This window comes from Pseudomonas maumuensis (genome assembly GCF_019139675.1).
Taxonomy (GTDB): domain Bacteria; phylum Pseudomonadota; class Gammaproteobacteria; order Pseudomonadales; family Pseudomonadaceae; genus Aquipseudomonas; species Aquipseudomonas maumuensis.
In genome coordinates this window covers 5,484,996-5,500,608 of record NZ_CP077077.1, presented here as the reverse complement: position 1 = coordinate 5,500,608, position 15,613 = coordinate 5,484,996, and the positions used below count along the sequence as shown (strand labels likewise).

Below are 15,613 nucleotides of genomic sequence, written 5' to 3'. Positions count from 1 at the left end.
CGTTGCTCAATGGCTCTGGCCGTGCCAGGGCACCAGCTTGCGCTGCAGGGCGCGCAGGCCCATCTCCAGGGCGAAGGCGATCAGGGCGATCAGCAGGATCCCCAGCACCACCACATCGGTGACCAGGAACTGCGCCGCCGACTGCACCATGAAGCCCAGGCCACTGGTGGCGGCGATCAGCTCGGCGGCCACTAGCGTCGACCAGCCCACGCCGAGGCCGATGCGGATGCCGGTGAGGATGTCGGGCAGGGCGCTGGGCAGGATCACGTGGCGGATCAACTGCGCCTTGCTGGCGCCCAGCGACTGCGCGGCACGCAGCTTGGCCGGGTCGACGGTGCGCACGCCGGTGGCGGTAGCGATGGCGATCGGGGCGAAGATCGCCAGGTAGATCAAAAGCACTTTCGACAGCTCGCCTATGCCGCACCAGATGACGATCAGTGGCAGGTAGGCCAGCGGCGGGATCGGCCGGTAGAACTCGATCAGCGGGTCGAGGATGCCGCGGGCTACGCGGTTGTAGCCGATGGCGATGCCTACCGGAATGGCGGTCAACGTGGCGGCCAGCAGCGCCAGGCCGATGCGCCCCAGGCTCGCGCCCAGGTGCTGCCACAGGCTGGCGTCCATATAGCCCTGGGTGAGCAGCGTCCAGCCCTTGGCCAGAATATCGGCGGGCGAGGGCAGGAACAGCGGCTCGATCCAGCCGGCGGCGGTAACCAGCCACCATACCGACAGCAGCGAGGCCAGGGTGAGGGCGCTGATCCAGCGGGTCGGCAAGGGCTTGCGGGTTTTCACGACAGGTGGCGTCCGGGCTGCCTGCTTGGCTGTGGCTGGCAATTCGATGCTGCTCATGCGGACTCCTGACGTTGCGAGAACACCCGCGCCAGCACGTGCTCGCGGGTTTCGATGAAGCGTGGATCGGACTTGATCGCCCGGGCCGACTCACCGGCGGCGTAGCGCTGGCCGAAGTCCAGTTGCAGGCGCTCGACCACGCGCCCCGGATTGGGCGCCAGCAGCACCAGCTCGGTGGCGAGGAACACGGCTTCCTCGATGTCGTGGGTGATCAGGAACACCGGTTTGGCGGTGCGCTGCCAGACTTGCAGCAGCAGCTCCTGCATCTGTTCGCGGGTAAAGGCATCGAGGGCGCCGAACGGTTCGTCCATCAACAGCACCCGCGGGTCGGCGGCCAGCGCCCGGGCAAGGCCCACGCGCTGCTTTTGCCCGCCGGACAATTGCCAGATACGCCGGTCGCCGAAGCCGGCCAGGTCGACCAGCGCCAGCATCTCGCGAGCCTTGGTTTCACGCTGGGCCCGCGGCACACCGGCCAGCTCGAGGCCGAACGCGACGTTGCCGAGCACGTCCTGCCAGGGCAGCAAGGCGTCGTCCTGGAACACCACGCCGCGCTCGGCGCCCGGGCCTTGCACCGGTGCGCCATCGAGGGTGATGCGCCCGCCGCTGGGGGCGACGAAGCCGGCAATCAGGTTGAGCAGCGAGGTCTTGCCGCTGCCGGACGGCCCGAGGGCCACCAGCAGCTGGCGCGGGCCCAGGCTCAGGTTGATGTCGGCCAGCACCGGGGTGGTGGCGCCGGGGTACTGTGCGCTGATGCGCTCCAGTTCGAGCAAGGCCATGACGGGCTCCGGATCAGTTGGGCAGGTACTGGGCGCTGACGTAGGGCGAATAGTCGGGCAGCACGGCGTCGACCTTGCCCTGTTGCTTGAGGAAGGTGGCGGTGTCGGTCAGTGCCTGGGTGGTCGGCGCGCCCAGGGCGCTGGCCTGGTCGGCGGCCAGCGGGTAGACGTTGCCCTGCAGCAGCACCGGAATGTCGGCGGGCTTGGCGCCGGACAGCTTGACCAGCTTGGCGACGTTGTCCTTGTCGGCCAGCCAGGCTTTCGGATCCTTGCGATAGTCGGCGTAGGCGTCGAGGGTGACCTTGGCGAACGACTTGACGATCTCCGGGTGCTTGCCGGCGAAGTCCTTGCGCACGATCCAGGCATCGAAGGTCGGCGCGCCTTTCTCGGCCAGCTCGCCGGAGGTGATCAGCACCTTGCCGTTCTCCTTGGCTACGCCCAGGGCCGGGTCCCACACGTAGGTGGCGTCGATGTCGCCGCGTTTCCAGGCGGCGATGATCGCCGGTGGCGCGAGGTTGAGGATCTGCACTTTCGACGGGTCGATGTTCCAGCTCTTCAGCGCGGCCAGCAGGCTGTAATGGCCGGTGGAAACGAATGGCACGGCGACTTTCTTGCCCACCAGATCCTGCGGCGTCTTGATGCTGTCGCGGGCGACCAGGGCTTCGCCGGCGCCGATCTGGGTGGCGATCAGGAAGGTTTCCACAGGCAACTTACGGGTGGCGGCGGCGGCCAGGGGGCTGGAGCCGAGGTAGCCGATCTGCACGTCGCCCGAGGCGACTGCGGTGATCACGTCGGCGCCGTTATCGAACTTTCTCCAGTCGATGCTGGCCTTGCTGTCCTTTTCATAGGTGCCATCGACCTGGGCCACCTTGGCCGGGTCGACGGTAGTCTGGTAAGCGACGGTCAGGTCGGCGGCCTGGGCCAGCCAGCTGGCACTGGCGAGGGTCAGGGCGGCGAACAGGCGCAGCGGAGCATGCGGGATCATGGTTGAACCTCTCGTCAGGCATTCGGGGATAGATGGCGAGAAGACTAGATGATCTAAGAAATATGAAATAAATAACTTTTTAGAATTAGCTTAAAAGCCAATCGCTCTGACCCTCGCCATGGGCGCGGCAGTGCTGGTGGCGGAATCTCCCAAGCCAGCTACGCTTGATCGGTTCCGACTGGCGACCGTCGGTCGCCATCGCTGCAAACGTTTGCACATAACCTAAAGGTATGATTGACGGCGTCGATACAACGATTTGCAGGAATGGTTCCGATGTTATTCCGTAAAAATCTTACAGATTCATAAAACGGTCATTTTGGATTTATAGGATTGTCATTATCCTGTAGCGCAGGTCGGCGGGTTAGACCAAAGTCGCGAATCGATCGTTAGCGATTGACTTGGCGGTCACGCTTTGGTGCTAAATCGCCAATCCGGGTGAGTGGGGCAGCAGACTCCGCCGCTTGAGACGCACAAAAATTAGAACGTAGAGGAGCAAAACATGTACAAGTCCAGCCTGGCCCTGGCCGTGGCACTGGGGGTTCTCGCCCAACAAGCAGGCGCTGCCGGTTTCATCGAGGACAGCAAGCTGTCCCTGAGCTCGCGCACCATGTACTTCGATAACAACAACCGTGAAGCGCACGCCACTCCGGCGACCGCGACTCGCCCGGCCGGCAAGCGTCCGGACCAGCGTGAAACCGGTCAAGGTTTCAAACTGGACTACATTTCCGGTTTCACTGAAGGCACGGTTGGCTTCGGTGTCGATGCCCAAGCTGTATGGGGTATTCACCTGGATGGTGGCAAGGGCTACCACAAGACCGGCTTCCTCCCAGACGACAGCGATGGCTCCTCGGTAAGCCAGTGGGCCCGTGTCGGCGCCAACGCCAAGGCTCGCTTCTCCAAGACTGAAGCACACTTCGGTAGCGCCCTCGCACCGATGCTGCCGATTCTTGTCTCCAACGACGGTCGACTGCTGCCGCAAACCTTCGAAGGTGCCACCATCACCTCGAAGGAAATCGACAACCTGACCATCAACGCCGGTCAACTGACCCACGCGATGGGTCGTGCGTCGAGCAACCGTACCGGCCTGTCGGTCAACGGCGCGAGCGCTGACAGCAACAAGTTCCGCTACGGTGGCCTGGACTACAAGCTCACTCCAGACCTGACCCTGCAGTACTACTACTCGAACCTGGAAGACTTCTACAAGCAGAGCTTCCTGGGTGCCACCCACGTGTTCAAGATCGCTGACGATCAGTCGTTCAAGACCGACCTGCGCTACTTCGACAGCAGCAGCGACGGCAAGAACGGCCACGGTGGCGGCTACAACTTCAACAACAACGGTGGTTACGCCAAGGAAACCGGCAAGGTCGACAACAAGACCTGGTCCGCGATGTTCACCTATACCCTCGGTGGCCATGCGCTGATGCTCGGTCATCAGCAGGTCAACGATGATGGTGGCTTCGTATGGCTGAACCAAGGCGGTGTCGTTGATGGTAACGGCCGTGCCGAAGGTGCTGGCGGCGCCAGCTTCTACCTGTTCACCGACAGCATGATCAACCAGTTCGCCAAGGCGGGTGAGAACACCACCTTCGGTCAGTACTCCTATGACTTCGCCCGTCTGGGCGTGCCGGGCCTGAAAGCGTCGGTAGCCTACCTGCGTGGTCAGGATGGTCGTAGCACCGATGGCCATGGCACCTTCAGCGAGTGGGAGCGTGATGCACGCGTCGACTACGTTCTGCAGGAAGGTACCCTCAAAGGCCTGGGCTTCAGCCTGCGCCAGGGTGTCTACCGCGGTACCGGTTCGGGCTCCGCGAACGACCAGGACCAGACTCGCTTCATCGTCAACTACACTTACGCCTTCATGTAAGTCGTAGCTGCACAAAGAAAGCCTTGCCTAGTGCGAGGCTTTTTTGTGTCTGCGAATCCGTATGCAATATGGTTATAAATAAATCGATATTTATTCTTTTTATTTTTATTCGGAAGCAGGCACATTGAACCCACAAGGCCAGACACAGCACAGGAGCCGCTTCCATGAGCCTCAAACTCGGCGATATCGCCCCCGATTTCGAACAGGATTCCAGCGCCGGCAAGATTCGCTTCCATGAATGGCTGGGCGACAGCTGGGGCGTGCTGTTCTCCCACCCGGCGGACTTCACCCCGGTATGCACCACCGAACTGGGCCTGACCGCCAAGCTCAAGGATGATTTCGCCAAGCGCGGGGTCAAGGCCATCGCCCTGTCGGTGGACCCGGTGGACTCGCACCACAAGTGGATCGACGACATCAACGAGACCCAGAACACCGTGGTCAACTTTCCGATCATCGCCGATGCCGACCGCAAGGTGTCCGACCTGTACGACCTGATCCACCCCAATGCCAGCGACACCCTGACCGTACGCTCGCTGTTCGTCATCGACCCGAACAAGAAGGTGCGCCTGACCATTACCTATCCGGCCAGTACCGGGCGCAACTTCAACGAGATCCTGCGGGTGATCGACTCGCTGCAGCTGACCGACAACTACAAGGTCGCCACGCCGGGCAACTGGCAGGACGGCGATGAGGTAGTGATCGTGCCTTCGCTCAAGGACGAAGATGAAATCAAACGTCGTTTCCCGAAAGGATACCGGGCGGTTAAACCCTATCTGCGGCTGACCCCGCAACCCAATCGTTGAAGCATTCCTCGTTGCATTGCTCTTAGCCAAGCAGGGATCTTCGGGCCGTTTCGACGGCCCTTTTTTATACCTTCCGAACGGTATCCACGATCCCTGTAGGAGCGGCTTCAGCCGCGATGCAAGCACCGCAGTACCTGGCACCCGCTTCGCGGGTGATCGCGGCTGAAGCCGCTCCTACAGGGGTGGTACATATATATCTCTATATGGAATAAATACATAAATAAATATGATTTATAGGTATATGTGACGAGCTGTTAATGTCGTTACATCCAGCGGGGACAACCCCTCGCGGCCCCGCAATCGAATCGAAGGAAGCGCTTTCAATGCTGGTTGTCTCTGTCGGTGGTAGCCCCAGTCTTCGTTCACGCTCCGGCGTGCTGCTAGAGCGCTCGCGCGACTGGCTGCAGGAGCGGGGTGTCGAAGTGGTGACCTTCCAGGTGCGTGAGTTTCCCGCCGAGGATTTGCTGCATGCCCGTTTCGACAGCCCGCAGGTGCGCCACTTCAACGAACTTGTAGCTCAGGCCGACGGCCTGGTGGTGGCCACCCCGGTGTACAAGGCGTCCTTCGCCGGGGCCTTGAAGACCTTGCTCGACCTGCTGCCCGAGCGGGCCCTGGAACACAAGGTGGTGTTGCCGATCGCAACCGGTGGCAGCATCGCCCACATGCTGGCCGTGGACTACGCGCTCAAACCCGTGCTGTCGGCCCTCAAGGCGCAGGAGACCCTGCAAGGGATCTTCGCCGACGACAGCCAGATTGCCTACGGTGAGGGCGCCAGGCCCGCGCAACTGGCCGCTGCCCTGGAGCAGCGCCTGCAGGATTCGCTGGAAACATTTCACAGTGCCATGGCGCGCCGGCCCCAACCTGTCGCCCCCGGCGTGCTCAACGAACGCCTGATCAGTGCCCGCTGGAGTATCTGAACCAGGCTTGACCGCTCCATCGCTGTCCCCACCTTACTCGCCCGCCAACGAGGCAAGCAGGTGCTACCCGAACCCAACTCGCACAGGAGAGCGCCATGCGCACAGTCTTCTTGCGTCGTGGTCTGGTCGCCCTGTTCGCGGCGGCTGTGTCCTTCGGCGCCATCACCCAAGCCCAGGCCGAGAGCCTGCGCATCGGTTACCAGAAATACGGCACCCTGGTGCTGCTCAAGGCCAAGGGCTCGCTGGAAAAACGCCTGGCCGAGCAGGGGATCCAGGTGCAGTGGACCGAGTTCCCCGGCGGCCCGCAGCTGCTTGAAGGGCTCAATGTCGGCTCCATCGATTTCGGCGTGACCGGCGAAACGCCACCGGTGTTCGCCCAGGCCGCGGGGGCCGACCTGCTCTACGTCGCCTACGAGCCGCCCGCCCCGCACAGCGAAGCGATCCTCGTGCCCAAGGGCTCGCCGATCCAGTCGGTGAAAGAACTCAAGGGCAAGAAAGTCGCCTTCAACAAAGGCTCCAACGTTCACTATCTGCTGGTTCGCGCCCTAGAGGACGCCGGCCTCACGTATACCGATATCCAGCCGGTCTACCTGCCTCCCGCCGACGCGCGTGCCGCCTTCGAGCGTGGCAGTGTCGATGCCTGGGTGATCTGGGACCCGTACCAGGCTGCCGCCGAACAACAACTGCAGGCTCGCACCCTGCGTGACGGCAAGGGCCTGGTCGACAACCACCAGTTCTACCTGGCCACCCGCAGCTACGCCACCCAGCATCCGGCGGTGATCAACGCCCTGGTCGAAGAAGTGCGCGCCGTGGGCGAGTGGTCCCAGGCCAATCCACAGCAGGTCACCGAGCAAGTCGCCCCGCTGCTCGGACTGCCCGCCGATATCACCCTGACCTCGGTGAAACGCCAAGGCTACGGTGCCGTGCCGCTGACCCCGGAGGTGATCGCCGCGCAGCAGAAGATCGCCGACACCTTCCAGGCCCTGAAGCTGATTCCCAAGCCCTTGAGCATCAAGGACGTGATCTGGACACCCCCGGCCAAGGTCGCCAGCGCGCCTTGAACGATTCGCCTGTGCCGGAGCGTCGCTCCGGCTTGAGCCACCCTTGAGGAGACAACTCCAATGAGCCTGAACATCTTCTGGTTCCTCCCCACCCACGGTGACGGTAAGTACCTGGGTACCAGCGAAGGCGCCCGCGCCGTCGACCACGGTTACCTGGTGCAGGTTGCCCAGGCCGCCGACCGCCTCGGTTTCGGCGGCGTGCTGATCCCCACCGGACGCTCCTGCGAGGACTCCTGGCTGGTAGCCGCCTCGCTGATCCCGGTGACCGAGCGCCTGAAGTTCCTGGTCGCCCTGCGCCCGGGGATCATCTCGCCGACCGTGGCCGCGCGCCAGGCCGCTACCCTGGATCGCCTGTCCAATGGCCGGGCGCTGTTCAACCTGGTGACCGGTGGCGATCCGGACGAGCTGGCCGGTGATGGCCTGCACCTGAACCATCAGGAACGCTATGAGGCGTCCGTGGAGTTCACCCGCATCTGGCGCAAGGTGCTGGAAGGCGAAGTGGTCGATTACGATGGCAAGCACATCCAGGTCAAAGGGGCCAAGCTGCTCTACCCGCCGATCCAGCAGCCGCGTCCGCCGCTGTACTTCGGTGGCTCTTCCGAGGCTGCCCAGGACCTTGCCGCCGAACAGGTCGAGCTGTACCTGACCTGGGGCGAGCCACCGGCCGCCGTAGCCGAGAAGATTGCCGCGGTGCGTGAGAAAGCGGCTGCCCAAGGCCGTGAAGTGCGCTTCGGTATTCGCCTGCATGTGATCGTGCGTGAAACTAACGCCGAGGCCTGGGCCGCCGCCGACAAGCTGATTTCGCACCTGGATGACGACACCATCGCCCGCGCCCAGGCTTCGCTGGCGCGCTTCGATTCGGTCGGCCAGCAGCGCATGGCCGCCCTGCACGGCGGCAAGCGCGACAAGCTCGAAGTGGCGCCGAACCTGTGGGCCGGCGTCGGCCTGGTGCGTGGGGGCGCGGGTACCGCGCTGGTGGGCGATGGCCCGACGGTCGCGGCGCGGGTCAAGGAATACGCCGATCTTGGCATCGACACCTTCATCTTCTCCGGTTATCCACACCTTGAGGAGTCGTACCGGGTCGCCGAGCTGCTGTTCCCGCATCTGGACGTGCAGCGTCCGGAGCAGCCGAAAACAGGTGGCTATGTAAGCCCATTCGGTGAAATGGTTGCCAACGACATCCTGCCCAAGTCCGTGTCGCAGAGCTGAGGGCCGGGGCCATGAGTCGTGCAACCTCGACTACCTGGAGCAAGCGCCTGGCACCCTGGGCCTTGCCACTGCTGCTGCTGGTGGTATGGCAGTTGGCGGTGAGCTCAGGCTGGCTGTCGACACGCATCCTGCCGGCGCCCAGCGCGGTGGTGAATGCCGGGGTCGAGCTGGTGCGCAGTGGCGAGATCTGGACCCACCTGGCCATCAGCGGCTGGCGCGCGGGCCTTGGTTTTCTCATTGGCGGCAGCCTCGGCCTGTTGCTGGGCTTCATCACCGGCCTGTCGAACTGGGGCGAGCGCCTGCTCGACAGTTCGGTGCAGATGATCCGCAACGTGCCGCACCTGGCGCTGATCCCGCTGGTGATCCTGTGGTTCGGCATCGACGAGTCGGCAAAGATTTTCCTAGTGGCCCTGGGGACGCTGTTCCCCATCTACCTCAACACCTATCACGGCATTCGCAACGTCGATCCGGCGCTGGTGGAGATGGCGCGCAGCTACGGGCTGTCGGGTTTCGCACTGTTCCGCCAGGTGATCCTGCCGGGTGCGCTGCCGTCGATCCTGGTCGGCGTGCGCTTCGCCCTGGGCTTCATGTGGCTGACGCTGATCGTCGCCGAGACCATTTCGGCCAACTCGGGCATCGGCTACCTGGCGATGAACGCCCGTGAGTTCCTGCAGACCGACGTGGTGGTGCTGGCCATCGTCCTGTACGCGGTGCTCGGCAAGCTGGCCGACCTGGCCGCCCGTGGCCTGGAGCGGGTGTGGCTGCGTTGGCACCCGGCGTACCAGGTGGCGAAGAAGGAGGGCGCGTGATGACGCTGCTCAAGGAACAACCGCCACGCCTGCTGCGTGGTATCCCCCTGGCGGCCCAGGAGCTGCGTCGTACCTTCGGTCAGCGTGAAGTGCTGCGTGGTATCGACCTGCACATTCCGGCCGGCCAGTTCGTCGCCATCGTCGGGCGCAGTGGTTGCGGTAAAAGCACCCTGCTGCGCCTGCTGGCCGGGCTCGACCAACCCAGCGGCGGGCAACTGCTGGCCGGAGCCGCACCACTGGCCGAGGCTCGCGAGGACACGCGGCTGATGTTCCAGGACGCGCGCCTGCTGCCCTGGAAGAAGGTGATCGACAACGTTGGCCTGGGCTTGTCCGGCAATTGGCGGCCCCGCGCCCTGGAAGCCCTGGAGGCGGTCGGCCTGGTCGATCGCGCCCATGAATGGCCGGCGGCCTTGTCCGGTGGCCAGAAGCAGCGCGTGGCCCTGGCTCGGGCATTGATCCACCAACCGCGCCTGTTGTTGCTGGATGAACCGCTCGGCGCGCTGGATGCCCTGACCCGTATCGAGATGCAGCAACTGATCGAGCGCCTGTGGCGCCAGCATGGCTTCACCGTGCTGCTGGTCACCCACGACGTCAGCGAAGCCGTCGCCGTGGCCGACCGGGTGATCCTGATCGAAGACGGCGCTGTCGGCCTGGACCTGGTCATCGACCTGCCACGGCCGCGGGTGCGGGGTTCGCACCGCCTGGCGGCGCTGGAAAGCGAAGTGCTCGACCGCGTTCTGTCCGTCCCGGGCACCCCGCCCGAGCCGGAGCCTGTAGCCCCTTTGCCCACGCATTTGCGTTGGGCCCATTGAATCCTCGAAGCCGCAAAAGGAATGACGCCATGACCATCAAAGCCATCAACGTTCGCAACCAGTTCAAAGGCACTGTGAAGGAAATCCTCGAAGGGCCGGTACTGTCGGAAATCGACGTGCAGACCGCCTCTGGCATCGTCACCTCGGTGATCACCACCCGTTCCGTGAAGGAGTTGGAACTGCAGGTGGGGAGTGAGGTAATTGCCTTCGTGAAGTCGACGGAGGTGTCCATCGCCAAGCTGTGAGGTCGGGCATGGACCCCTGTAGGAGCGGGGCAAGCCCGCTCCTACAGGAGCATTTTCCAGGCTCAGGGTTGGCGCTTGGCCAGGTAAGGCGGCAGGTACAGCCCCAGGTACGCCTCGAATACGCGCATCCCTTCTTCCGCCATGCGCGGGGTGATCGCTTCATGCAGCTGCATCGAGCGGGCATACACCCGGTCGCTCAGTTCCATCGCCAAGGCGAACACATCCATGTCCCTGGGCATCGCCGGCAGCTGGAAATGCCGGTCGAACAACCTGTGCATCAGCTCGCCCAGCTCCAGGTCATGTTGCCGGTCGGCCTGCACCACTTCACTCAGCCCATGCTGGGCCAGGATCAACTGGCGCGCTGCGGCGTCTTCGTTGTAGATGTCGAGCATGCGTTGCTCGATCAGCCGTGACAATTCGTGCCAGGTGCCGAACGCCGCAGCGTCGATCGGCGCGCTCAGTGCCTCGCGAAAGGCCCGGTGTACGTCCGCCGTCAAGGCTTCCAGCAACGCCGGTACGCTGGCGAAGAAATGGTACACGGATGACGGTGGGATCTGCGCCCGCTCGGCCACGCTGTAGATCGACAAGCCCGCTACCCCTTGCCCGGCCAGCAGTTCGCGAGCCGCCGCCAGGATCGTTGCGATCCTGGCCTGGCTGCTGGCGCGTGGCTTGCGAGTGGCGACGGGGCGGGTCATCAGTTGCTGATCGCCAGGATGCTGGCTTGGTAGGCACCGACGAACAGATCGAAGTCGCCGACTTCCTGCTGCTCCAGGCGCGACTGCTCGGCCAGGGATTCACGGGCGAGGGTCTCGAAGGCCTGCTGGCGCTCGGCGGGCAGAGGCTGCTCGCGGAAGGTATCGGCGTGCAGGCGGCTTTGGCGCAGGGAGAACTGGACGAAGCTCTCATCGTGTTCGGTCATGCGCGCCAGTACCTGGGCGGATGGGGTCAACTCGGGATCGTCGACCTTGGCCTGCTGCGCTTCCAGGGCCTTGGCGTGGTCGTTGCCGCCCTGGGCGCGGTCGAGCAGCCCGGCCAGCTGGCCGATGCGTTCGATCAGTTCGCTCGCCCATGCCTTCAGCGCGACCGGCTGGCCGTCACGGCGCAGTTCCAGGCCTGGACGACGGCCCTCCTTGACCACGGTGAGGAAGTTGTCGGTGCATTGGCCGCACTCGCCGTTGTCCAGCTGCGGGCTCTCTTCGAGGGCGCAGAACAGCAGGAACGCGTCGAGGAAGCGTGCCTCGGTAAGGTCGATGCCCACTGGCAGGAACGGGTTGATATCCAGGCAGCGCACTTCCACGTACTGCACGCCGCGCGAGGTCAGGGCCTGGATCGGCCGCTCGCCGGTGTAGGTGACGCGCTTGGGGCGGATGTTCGAGTAGTACTCGTTCTCGATCTGCAGGATGTTGGTGTTCAACTGCACCCACTCGCCATCCTTGTGCGTGCCGACCTCGACATAGGGCGGGTAGGGCGTGCCGACGGCCTTGCGCAGGCTGTCGGTGTAGCTGGCCAGGTTGTTGTAGCAGGGCGTCAGGCCCGCCTGGGCGTTGCTCTGGTAACCCAGGTCGCTCATGCGCAGGCTGGTGGCGTAGGGCAGGTACAGTGTTTCGGCGTCGAGCTCTTCGAGCTGGTGCGCGCGGCCGCGCAGGAAGCCTTTGTCCAGGGCCGGGGATGCGCCGAACAGGTACATCAGCAGCCAGCTGTAGCGGCGGAAGTTGCGGATCAGCGCGATATAGGCCGAGGACTGGTAATCGCGGTCGTCCTGTTCGCCACCTTCGGCGTCGCGCAACAGCGGCCACAGCGCGTCGGGCAGCGAGAAGTTGTAATGGATGCCGGCGATGCATTGCATGGTGCGGCCGTAGCGCAGGGCCAGGCCTTTGCGGTACACGTGCTTGAGCTTGCCGATGTTCGAGCTGCCGTACTCGGCGATCGGAATGTCTTCCTCGGCCGGCAGAGTGCAGGGCATCGACGGGCTCCACAGGTATTCCGCGCCCAGCTTGGTATAGACGAAGCGGTGGATCTGCTCGAGGCTTTCGAGTACCTCGGCGGGGTCCGCCAGGGCCGGGGTGATGAACTCCAGCAGCGATTCGGAATAGTCGGTGGTGATCTGCTCGTTGGTCAGCGCCGAACCCAGGGCCTCGGGGTGCGGGGTCTGGGCCAGGCGACCTTGGTCGGTCACGCGCAGGCATTCGCGCTCAATGCCGTGCAGGCACTGCTTGAGCAGGTCGATATTGTCGCCGAGCAGGCTCAGGCGGCGGTTGAGGAGGTCGCTCAAGATGGATTCCTTCACGCGTCAGTCGCCCCAATATGGGGGTAGGGATGACGGTCTACAAGGGTAGTTGGGAAAGGAACTGGCGTTGTCGCCTGGTTTACGCGGTTCCGGCTCGGTTCAGCGTCGATTCCAGGGCCGCTTCGCGCCCCATCGCCGGCAAGCCGGCTCCCACAGAGCATGCATACCCCTGTGGGAGCCGGCTTGCCGGCGATGGGGCGCGAAGCGGCCCCGAGTAGCTCGAAAATACCGCAGATTTAGCTAAATCAGCTAGAGAACCGCGAAGGTTCCCTGCGCCTTGGCCACCAGCTTGTCGTCCTGAAGCACGTCGGCGTCGACCACCAGCGTGCGCCGACCGGCGTGCAGTACCCGGGCGGTACACACGACCTCGCCCTCGCTGACGGCGCGCATGTAGTTGATCTTGCACTCGATGGTCACGCTCTGCTGGTCGAAACCATGGCTTGCCGAGCAGGCCAGGCCCATGCTGATGTCCACCAGGCTGAAGATCGCCCCGCCGTGCAGCTTCTGGCCGCGATTGCGCAGGTGCGGCTCGAGCGCCAGGGCCACTTCTGCAACACCCGCTTCCAGGCGTTGCAGGCGGCAGCCGAGGAGCTGGCTGAAGGCGCTTTCGACATACTCCTTCGGTACTACCATCACTTCTTCTTCAGTTGCTTGGCGTTGGCGAACAGCGCCGCCATGGCGTTGTTGGCTGGTGCGGCGGTGGCGGTCTCGCGCTGGCGCGGCGCCTGCTGCTGGCGATTGCCGCCGTTGCCACGGTTGCCACCACGATTGCCCTCGACCTTCTCACCCGGGGTGTCGCTCATGCGCATGGACAGGCCGACGCGCTTGCGCGGGATGTCCACTTCCATGACCTTGACCTTGACCACGTCGCCGGCCTTGACCGCCTCACGCGGATCCTTGACGAACTTCTCCGACAGCGCCGAGATGTGTACCAGGCCATCCTGATGCACGCCGATGTCGACGAAAGCACCGAAGTTGGTGACGTTGGTCACCACGCCTTCGAGGATCATGCCGGGTTCCAGGTCCTTGAGGTCCTCGACGCCGTCCTGGAAGGTGGCGGTCTTGAACTCCGGGCGCGGGTCGCGACCTGGCTTGTCGAGTTCCTGGAGGATGTCGGTGACGGTCGGCAGACCGAAGGACTCGTCGGTGAATTTCTTCGGATCCAGGCGCTTGAGGAAGCCGCTGTCGCCGATCAGCGAGCGGATGTCGCGGTCGGTGTCGGCGGCGATGCGCTGCACCAGCGGGTAGGCCTCCGGATGCACCGCCGAGGCGTCCAGCGGGTTGTCGCCGTTCATCACGCGCAGGAAACCGGCGGCCTGCTCGAAGGTTTTCTCGCCCAGGCGGCTGACCTTTTTCAGCGCCGCGCGGGTGGCGAACGGGCCGTTGGCGTCGCGGTGGGCGACGATGTTCTGCGCCAGGGTGGCATTGAGGCCGGAGATGCGCGTCAGCAGGGCCACCGAGGCGGTGTTGACGTCCACGCCCACGGCGTTCACGCAGTCCTCGACCACGGCGTCCAGGCCACGGGCCAGTTTCACCTGCGACACGTCGTGCTGGTACTGGCCGACGCCGATGGATTTCGGGTCGATCTTCACCAGCTCGGCCAGCGGGTCCTGCAGGCGGCGGGCGATGGACACCGCGCCGCGGATCGACACATCCAGGTCCGGGAACTCGCGGGCGGCCAGTTCAGAGGCCGAGTACACCGAAGCGCCAGCCTCGGAAACCATGATCTTGGTGATCTTCAGTGCTGGGTACTTCTTGACCAGCTCCGCAACTAGCTTGTCGCTCTCGCGGCTGGCAGTGCCGTTGCCGATGGCGATCAGCTCCACCGAGTGCTTGGCGCACAGCGCGGCCATGACGGAAATGGTGCGGTCCCAGTCATTCTTCGGCGCGTGCGGGTAGACCGTGGTGTAGTCCAGCAGCTTGCCGGTGGCATCGACCACGGCGATCTTGCAGCCGGTACGCAGGCCCGGGTCGAAGCCGAGGGTGGCGCGCGGGCCGGCCGGGGCGGCCAGCAACAGATCGTGCAGGTTGTGGGCGAAGACGTTGATCGCCTCGCCTTCGGCGTTGTCGCGCAGTTCGCCGAACAGGTCGGTTTCCAGGTGGGTGTAGAGCTTGACCTTCCAGGTCCAGCGCACCACCTCGCCCAGCCACTTGTCGGCGGGGCGGTTGCGGTTCTCGATGCCGACATGGTTGCCGATCATCAGCTCGCACGGGTGCAGGGTGCCCGGCAGTTCTTCACCGACCTTCAGCGAGGCGCTCAGCACGCCTTCGTTGCGCCCGCGGAAGATCGCCAGGGCGCGGTGCGACGGCGCGCTGCGCAGCAGCTCGTCATGGGCGAAGTAATCGCGGAACTTGGCGCCTTCGTCTTCCTTGCCGGCGACTACGCGGGCGGTGAGCACCGCTTCCTGCTTGAGGAAGTTGCGCAGCTTGTCCAGCAGGCCGGCGTCTTCGGCGAAGCGCTCCATGAGGATGTACTTGGCGCCTTCCAGCGCAGCCTTGACGTCGGCCACGCCCTTGTCCGCGTCGACGAAGCGCGCGGCTTCGGTTTCCGGGTTCAGTTGCGGGTCGTTGAACAGGCCATCGGCCAGCTCGCCCAGGCCGGCTTCCAGGGCGATCTGGCCCTTGGTGCGGCGCTTCTGCTTGTACGGCAGGTAGAGGTCTTCGAGGCGGGTCTTGGTATCGGCCAGCTTGATCTCGCGGGCCAGCTCGGGGGTCAGCTTGCCCTGCTCCTCGATGCTGGCCAGGATGCTGGCGCGACGCTCGTCGAGCTCGCGCAGGTAGCGCAGGCGCTCTTCCAGGTGGCGCAGTTGGGTGTCATCCAGGCTGCCGGTCACTTCCTTGCGGTAACGGGCGATGAAGGGCACGGTCGATCCTTCGTCCAACAGGCCCACGGCCGCTTCGACCTGCTGTGGGCGCACGCCCAGTTCCTCGGCGATACGGCTGTTGATGCTGTCCATGAAAACCACCTGACAAATAGTGAATGCAAGGCCGCGGGTGGG

Annotated in this window: 15 protein-coding genes; 8 read left to right on the top strand and 7 right to left on the bottom strand. The window is 64.3% G+C overall.

Going from position 1 to position 15,613, the window contains the following annotated elements; genetic code table 11:
- Positions 1 to 6: 6 nt before the first annotated feature.
- The 3 genes from tauC to tauA are packed head-to-tail and all read right to left on the bottom strand — an operon-like array spanning position 7 to position 2,607.
- Positions 7 to 846, bottom strand: a complete 840-nt coding sequence (tauC, locus tag KSS90_RS24455; RefSeq protein WP_217867612.1) for a taurine ABC transporter permease TauC — start codon at positions 844 to 846, stop codon at positions 7 to 9.
- On the bottom strand, positions 843 to 1,622 hold the full coding sequence (gene tauB / locus KSS90_RS24450; RefSeq protein WP_217867611.1) for a taurine ABC transporter ATP-binding subunit: 780 nt from the start codon (positions 1,620 to 1,622) through the stop codon (positions 843 to 845). The genes tauC and tauB overlap by 4 nt, the downstream gene beginning before the upstream one ends.
- A 13-nt stretch (positions 1,623 to 1,635) precedes the next feature.
- Positions 1,636 to 2,607 (bottom strand): taurine ABC transporter substrate-binding protein, encoded by a 972-nt coding sequence (gene tauA, locus KSS90_RS24445; protein ID WP_217867610.1) that lies wholly within the window; start codon positions 2,605 to 2,607, stop codon positions 1,636 to 1,638.
- A 499-nt stretch (positions 2,608 to 3,106) separates the two neighbouring features.
- Between tauA and KSS90_RS24440 the strand changes: the two genes are divergently transcribed.
- From KSS90_RS24440 to KSS90_RS24405, 8 genes are all read left to right on the top strand, one after another.
- Positions 3,107 to 4,471 carry an OprD family porin gene (locus tag KSS90_RS24440; protein WP_217867609.1) on the top strand — a complete coding sequence of 455 codons (1,365 nt, stop codon included), beginning with the start codon at positions 3,107 to 3,109 and terminating at the stop codon, positions 4,469 to 4,471.
- A gap of 164 nt (positions 4,472 to 4,635) precedes the next feature.
- Positions 4,636 to 5,274, top strand: coding sequence for a peroxiredoxin (locus KSS90_RS24435; protein WP_046857522.1), 639 nt, complete (start codon positions 4,636 to 4,638; stop codon positions 5,272 to 5,274).
- Positions 5,275 to 5,597: 323 nt separating this feature from the next.
- Positions 5,598 to 6,191 carry an NADPH-dependent FMN reductase gene (gene ssuE, locus KSS90_RS24430; RefSeq protein WP_104444633.1) on the top strand — a complete coding sequence of 198 codons (594 nt, stop codon included), beginning with the start codon at positions 5,598 to 5,600 and terminating at the stop codon, positions 6,189 to 6,191.
- A 95-nt stretch (positions 6,192 to 6,286) separates the two neighbouring features.
- Positions 6,287 to 7,252 carry a sulfonate ABC transporter substrate-binding protein gene (locus KSS90_RS24425; RefSeq protein WP_217867608.1) on the top strand — a complete coding sequence of 322 codons (966 nt, stop codon included), beginning with the start codon at positions 6,287 to 6,289 and terminating at the stop codon, positions 7,250 to 7,252.
- A 60-nt stretch (positions 7,253 to 7,312) separates the two neighbouring features.
- Positions 7,313 to 8,461: an FMNH2-dependent alkanesulfonate monooxygenase gene (ssuD, locus tag KSS90_RS24420; RefSeq protein ID WP_217867607.1), complete on the top strand. Its 1,149-nt coding sequence runs from the start codon at positions 7,313 to 7,315 to the stop codon at positions 8,459 to 8,461.
- An 11-nt stretch (positions 8,462 to 8,472) separates the two neighbouring features.
- Positions 8,473 to 9,270: an aliphatic sulfonate ABC transporter permease SsuC gene (ssuC, locus tag KSS90_RS24415; RefSeq protein ID WP_217867606.1), complete on the top strand. Its 798-nt coding sequence runs from the start codon at positions 8,473 to 8,475 to the stop codon at positions 9,268 to 9,270.
- The gene (gene ssuB, locus KSS90_RS24410; RefSeq protein ID WP_217867605.1) at positions 9,270 to 10,082 is read left to right on the top strand and encodes an aliphatic sulfonates ABC transporter ATP-binding protein; all 813 of its coding nucleotides are present in this window, start codon (positions 9,270 to 9,272) and stop codon (positions 10,080 to 10,082) included. The genes ssuC and ssuB overlap by 1 nt, the downstream gene beginning before the upstream one ends.
- Before the next feature lie 29 nt (positions 10,083 to 10,111).
- Positions 10,112 to 10,327 carry a TOBE domain-containing protein gene (locus KSS90_RS24405; RefSeq protein WP_008095172.1) on the top strand — a complete coding sequence of 72 codons (216 nt, stop codon included), beginning with the start codon at positions 10,112 to 10,114 and terminating at the stop codon, positions 10,325 to 10,327.
- A gap of 62 nt (positions 10,328 to 10,389) precedes the next feature.
- Here KSS90_RS24405 and KSS90_RS24400 read toward each other — a convergent pair whose 3' ends face one another.
- The 4 genes from KSS90_RS24400 to KSS90_RS24385 all read right to left on the bottom strand — a co-directional run bounded on the left by KSS90_RS24400 (position 10,390) and on the right by KSS90_RS24385 (position 15,571).
- Entirely contained in the window at positions 10,390 to 11,022 is a 633-nt protein-coding gene (locus tag KSS90_RS24400) for a TetR/AcrR family transcriptional regulator (protein ID WP_217867604.1), read from the bottom strand.
- A complete protein-coding gene (gene gshA, locus KSS90_RS24395) occupies positions 11,022 to 12,599 on the bottom strand; it encodes a glutamate--cysteine ligase (protein WP_217867603.1) in 1,578 nt (525 codons plus the stop codon). Before gshA ends, KSS90_RS24400 begins: the two co-directional genes overlap by 1 nt.
- Positions 12,600 to 12,863: 264 nt before the next feature.
- Positions 12,864 to 13,247 (bottom strand): PaaI family thioesterase, encoded by a 384-nt coding sequence (locus tag KSS90_RS24390; protein WP_217867602.1) that lies wholly within the window; start codon positions 13,245 to 13,247, stop codon positions 12,864 to 12,866.
- On the bottom strand, positions 13,247 to 15,571 hold the full coding sequence (locus tag KSS90_RS24385; protein WP_217867601.1) for a Tex family protein: 2,325 nt from the start codon (positions 15,569 to 15,571) through the stop codon (positions 13,247 to 13,249). Before KSS90_RS24385 ends, KSS90_RS24390 begins: the two co-directional genes overlap by 1 nt.
- Between the last annotated feature and the right edge of the window lie 42 nt (positions 15,572 to 15,613).